We start from the raw sequence: 358 nt of genomic DNA, 5'->3' as shown, positions 1-358 counted from the left end.
CCATAATGCTGCGATGCTGCGTTCCAGCTCATGGTCGCCCTGGATCCTGATGGTTTCATGCAACACCGCCGCCCGCGGCGGCAGCTTCTCATCGATCTCGCGCTCTTCTTCGGCTGACAGGCCGGGGGTCTTGCCGTCTGCTTGTTCTTGCATACCAGTTACCTTCATGGGGGGAACAACGGAGGCCCGTCTGTCTGAGGATTCAGACCTGCGGCGCCCGGCTTCGTTCTGCCGTGATAAAGGCGTTCCTTGCCTCGCGGCAAAATGGGCTACGGCGCAGCCGTGCGTGAAACGTCAACAGACCCTAGTGCGTAGTGGAATATGGTTATGATAAAAGGGTTCTTTTAAGGCATAAGGC

General features: G+C 57.5%; 1 pseudogene. It reads right to left on the bottom strand.

What is annotated here, in order from left to right:
• Window positions 1-153: pseudogene (locus AC0IYH_RS30000) on the bottom strand (formate/nitrite transporter family protein); the annotation flags it as partial.
• Between the last annotated feature and the right edge of the window lie 205 nt (window positions 154-358).

Source organism: Pseudomonas sp. AC463 (genome assembly GCF_979253585.1).
The sequence above is the reverse complement of the archived record's forward strand: the minus strand, read 5'-3'. Positions and strand labels throughout refer to the sequence as shown.